Genomic DNA, 4,423 nt, shown 5'->3' on the forward strand with positions numbered 1-4,423 from the left:
CCCCAGCGGACCGGGCCACCTCGGCGGCGCGCCCGCGGCGCAGTCGCTCTACCGGCCGATCGCCCGCGAGGACGCCGCCCGGCTCTGGGAGGTCTCCGAGAGCCTCACCAAGACGGAGCTCCCGACCAGCTGACCGACTGCCGCGCCGCGCGGTCACGATGTAGTCACGAGTCAGCAAGGATGACGAGCGTGACCGCCATCCTCGACCAGATGTCCTGGGACCGATTCAACGATGTCGCGACCCTCGTCCTCACGTCTTTGGCCGTCCTCGCTGCGGCCGCGACACTCGTGGTGACAGCCGGGTGGCATGATCCGGTTCACCGTCGGGTTGCTCGCCTGAACGCCCTTCGCGAGCTCATCACGTCCCTTGAGAACGCCGAGCAGCGAGCGCCTCTTGCAGACCTCTACGACCGCAGGGTCGAAGCGCTCGGCCGAGGACTCCAACCGACATGGCTGGTCACTCTCACATGGTCCCTGGGGGCCCTCGGCATCGCCGGTTTCTTCCGCGGCCTCGACCACCGATCCGCGGTGGGTCCGCCCACGACATCAGCGACGCTCCTGGATCTAGGCCCGCCGATCGTCGGCGGCTTCATGATGATGGTGTGCGGCGCGATGCTCTCGAATCGCGTTCAGGAACATCTTGCTGCCTCCAACATCGGCAAAGACCGGACAGAAGATCGCCTCGACATCGCGGGGGACTTCTTCGTGGAGGTGTGGACAAGTCCACTGCGCTCGGGCTCCATCCAGAGCCGGATCAATGCGTGGACCACACGAGCGTGGATGGCATCGACGCTCCCACTCTTCGCTGCCTGCATGCGCTTCGGCTCGGATCTGCTCGTTTTTGCTCTGCTTTGGGTGTTCAACACGGCAGCCCTACCCGTCATGGTCCCCGGCCTCGCATTAGCGGAGGCTGCCACGAAGAGTGCGCTACGTCGGGGTGCTGTCACGTCCTGGCAGCACCTGCAGAGGTGGATCCGGCATGCCATCAGACGTAGGGCCAGGTGAACGAAGCAGGAACCTGCCCCGCCAGGTCGTCAGAAACGGCGTTCGCCAACCCTGACTCCTGAGACCATGACTGGGTTGGGGACGCCGACCGCTCGGGAGCTCGGACATGATCGACCCACGAAAGTTCCTCGTGATGACCCGCGAGAAAGGCACCACCTTATGGCGCGACAAGACCTCGGAGGTGCGCTCGTTCGAGGTGACCGGTAACCGGGTTCGCATCACTTACCGGAGCGACAAGACCTACCCCTACTCGCAGGCGAACGCGATCATCGTGAAGCCGACAGTCATTCCCGTTCCTGAAGACTCCCAGTTGTTGATCCGCGGCGAGATGTGGACAGGCATCGACACCGTCTTCGAGTTCGGTGGCCCGACCGGTTCGCTGCGCAAGGTGTTCCGCACCCAGGGCAGCAAAGATACCTGTTATAGCTACCCCGCCGCCGACGTTGTCATGGCGGCCGATGTCACGTCCACATCTCGCCAAGCCGGCGACGCCCTTCGCTACCTGCGCGCGATCGCCGAGACGATGGATGCAGACGATCCAATCGTCCGGCCCTACAGGTCGATGGCGGTCCATCCCCACAGCGCACTGGCTCGTTACCTCGCCGGCGAGTTCGGCCCGCCACGCAGCCGTGACCAACCCCTCGTCTTCCCGTTCCGGAGCAACCTCAGCCAACGAGAAGCGGTGAACAAGGCGCTCACTCACTCGATCTCTGTGATCGAGGGGCCTCCAGGCACCGGCAAGACGGAGACCATCCTCAATGTCATCGCCAACATCGTCACCTACGGCCTCGGCAGCGTCGGTGTCGTCTCCTTCAACAACTCAGCCGTCGACAACGTACGCGACAAGCTGGGCGAACAGGGGTTCGGTCACCTCGTCGCGAATCTCGGCCGTAAGGAGAAGCGCGAAGCCTTCTTCGCGGCGCAGTCGGAGCGCAACGAGGTCGCTCAAGACTTTGTACGTACCGCCCCAGCCGCACCCGACCCGGAACAGCTCGCCGAGTTGGAACGCCGGATGCACCGGCTCCTGGAGGCCGACCGCGACCGGGCACAGGCTCGCGCGCTCCTCATCGAGTACAAGCTCGAACAGAAGCACTTCGACCAGCACATGCAGGTGGACACGCTTCCGGACGTCAGCAAGCTCCCGTTGCTTCGGCGCTCGGCGGAGACGATCATCGACCTGCTCCTCGAGACCCGTGGCGCCCCAAGGCGTGGTCTGCTGAACCGGGTCCGGCGCTACTTTCGCTTCGGCAGACTCCACGGTCTGGACCCTGGCGACAGCGAGGTCGTGTTGGCGTTGCAGTCGCAGTTCTACCAGAAGCGGATCAGCGAGCTCACCGACCGCATTGCAACGATCGAGCGACAGCTCGAAGGCAGGCGGTTCGACGACCTTGTCGGTGAGTACCAGCAGGTCTCCCAGGAGAGCTTCGCGGCTGCCGTGGCGAAGCTGAGCGAAGGCGAGCCGAGGACGTATACCCCTCAGACCTATCGAAGCGCCAGCAGGTTCAGCCACTTCCTTCGTGACTACCCGGTGATCTTGAGCACCTGTCACTCGATTCCCACAAGCCTCGCCCCTGGCCACCTGCTCGACTACCTGATCATCGATGAGGCCTCACAAGCCGACTTGTTGACCGCCACCTTGGCGATGGCCTCGTGCCGCAACCTGGTGGTGGTCGGCGACCTGAAACAATTGGCGCCGTTCAGCAAGGCAGGCGAGGGCGTCGCGCCTCCAGAGGTGGACGCGTACGACTACGCCAAGCACAGCATTCTCTCCTCGCTACTCAGTCTTTTTCCGGCCACACTCCCCCGAACGCTTCTGCGCGAGCACTATCGGTGCCATCCCATGATCATCGGGTTCTGCAACCGTGCGTTCTACGACGGGCAGCTAATCCCCTTCACGACGTCCGACGACCGCGCAGAGCCCGCGATGCTCGTCCACCCCACCCCGCCGGGCAACCACATGCGCGCGCGCTCGAACCAGCGCGAGATCGATGTCATCAAGGAAGAGGTGCTCAAGGAGCACCTCCCGGGTGTCGCCGCAGCGGACATCGCCGTTGCGGCGGCGTTTCGTCAGCAGGTCGGTATGGCAGCCGACCAGCTTGACGATGAGATCGCTATGGCCGATACCGTGCATCGGCTCCAGGGCCGGCAGAAGCCGATGGTCGTGCTCACCACGGTGCTTTCGGAGAACCGGAACGGCGGATTTGCGAGGAAGTTCGTCGACGACCCGCGCTTGGTCAATGTCGCCGTCTCCAGGGCGATCGACCACTTCGTCCTCGTCACCAACTACGACGAGCTGCCCCGGACTCGCTACCTGCGCGACCTCATCGGCTACATCAAGTATCAGCGTCCAGGTGAGGCGAATCCAGAAAGCACCGTCATCTCCATCTTCGATCTCCTCTACAAGGAATACTCGACACGATTGGAGTCCCTGGCAGCGCGACTCCGACCTGACGCACGCTACAAGTCCGAGGAGATCACACGCGTCACGTTGGGTGACATCCTCAAGGAGGGCGGCAACACACACCTCGACCTCGAGGCGCAGATCCTGCTCCGCAACCTAGTTCCCGACCCATCGAGTCTCACGCCTGACCAAGCCGCCTTCGTGAGGCGCACTTCGTCCGTCGACTTCGTCATCTACAACCGGGTTACTCGCCGGCCCGTCCTCGTCATTGAGGTGGATGGCGTCAGCTTCCACAGCGACGCGCGCCAGCTCGCCCGCGACCGGTTGAAGGACGCAATCTTGAAGCACGTGGGTGTTCCCCTGCTCCGGCTACCAACGAACGGGAGCCGCGAATGGGGCCGCATCCGACAGGCGCTGCGAGAGGCGGACGCTTAGCCAGCTCGTACCCAATCGCGGTGAACCCGGCCCAGGCACATGCGTTCTGAACAAGTCATTTCGCCGGACAATCCTCTCGCAATCGGGACGTGGCGTGCGTCCTACCCGTCCAGGAGGACTCTGTGCCCCGGTACTGCGTCAACAAGATCGCCCAATCCAACGGAGACCACGAGGTCCATGACCTCTCGGCCGGCTGCCCAAAGCTTCCCGACTTCCATAATCGGCGCGACCTCGGCACCCACCGCATCTGCGTCAGTGCTGTGGCAGAGGCGAGAACGACGTATCCACAAAGCAACGGGTGCTACTGGTGCGCGAGGGCTTGCCACACCAGTTGACCCCCTCACGGGAGTCATCGACGTGCGCCGACTAGTCACCGCCTTCCCGCTGGTTGGCTAGACCCGAACTTCAACCAGACGAACGAACTTCCGTTCGTCTGGTTGAACGTCTGAGGCTCGCTCATCGGCCGAGTACGTGGCGCAGCGCCGCCTCCAGGGTCGGGTGGCGAAACTCATGGCTCGTCCCGAGAGCGACCGGCTCGACACGCTGGCTCGCCAGCGCCATCTCCTCGGCGCCCTCCGTGCC

At 63.8% G+C, this 4,423-nt stretch carries 3 protein-coding genes; 2 read left to right on the forward strand and 1 reads right to left on the reverse strand.

Annotated features, from left to right (window positions below; genetic code table 11):
- Nucleotides 1-189 precede the first annotated feature (189 nt).
- Nucleotides 190-1,005: a hypothetical protein gene (locus ACRDPS_RS08160; protein WP_431501127.1), complete on the forward strand. Its 816-nt coding sequence runs from the start codon at nucleotides 190-192 to the stop codon at nucleotides 1,003-1,005.
- A gap of 106 nt (nucleotides 1,006-1,111) precedes the next feature.
- Complete coding sequence (locus ACRDPS_RS08165) at nucleotides 1,112-3,841, forward strand: AAA domain-containing protein (protein ID WP_431501128.1); 2,730 nt, start codon at nucleotides 1,112-1,114, stop codon at nucleotides 3,839-3,841.
- A gap of 456 nt (nucleotides 3,842-4,297) precedes the next feature.
- Here ACRDPS_RS08165 and ACRDPS_RS08170 read toward each other — a convergent pair.
- The coding region (locus ACRDPS_RS08170; RefSeq protein ID WP_431501129.1) for a DUF1731 domain-containing protein at nucleotides 4,298-4,423 on the reverse strand (126 nt) is incomplete at its 5' end.

Origin of the sequence: Nocardioides sp. (assembly GCF_050699375.1) — a bacterium.
GTDB lineage: Bacteria > Actinomycetota > Actinomycetes > Propionibacteriales > Nocardioidaceae > Nocardioides.

What these genes read in the sequence shown, in the direction of transcription:
- ACRDPS_RS08165 (WP_431501128.1), top strand. Translation starts at nt 1,112, where the DNA reads ATGATCGACCCACGAAAGTTCCTCGTGATGACCCGCGAGAAAGGCACC.